Raw genomic sequence first — 533 nt, forward strand, 5'->3', positions numbered from 1 at the left:
GGATCATCATCAAAATCATCTTCTAAGCTATCTAAATCAATATTTGATGAGAGCGCTTGCGATAGTTCTTGCTCTGTTTGACTTGGTGATAGTTCTGGCTCTAGACTTGCATCTAAAGTTTCATCAATTGTGGTATCACTAACAACTTCATCTAAATTTAATCCATCTAGCTCTTCGTCGTTATCAGTATCACCATCTGGCGTCTCTGAAACAAGCTCCTCAAAGTCTTCTGCATTGACAGAATCAAGTTCTAGGTCGGCGCCTAACCCTGCTAAATCAACCTGTGAATCATCAAAGTTCTCTTGCGATAACAATGCTTCATCTGTAATTTCTGGTAGTGGTTCTTCACTTTCTGAATTAGTATCAAGTCCAGAATCTGACTGTTCAAACTCACTATCGATTAACGGCTCATCGTCAAAGTCATCTTCTAGGCTATTTAAATCAATACTTGATGAGAGCGCTTGTGATAATTCTTGCTCTGTTTGACTTGGTGATAGTTCTGAATCAAGTTCTTCATCAGCCAGCACATCGAT

General features: G+C 39.0%; 1 pseudogene. It reads right to left on the reverse strand.

Annotation, left to right across the window (positions count from 1 at the left end):
• Window positions 1-533, reverse strand: a pseudogene (locus CWB65_RS19495) (hypothetical protein); the annotation flags it as partial.

Source organism: Pseudoalteromonas sp. S554, assembly GCF_005930865.1.
GTDB classification, from domain to species: Bacteria; Pseudomonadota; Gammaproteobacteria; order Enterobacterales; family Alteromonadaceae; genus Pseudoalteromonas; species Pseudoalteromonas marina.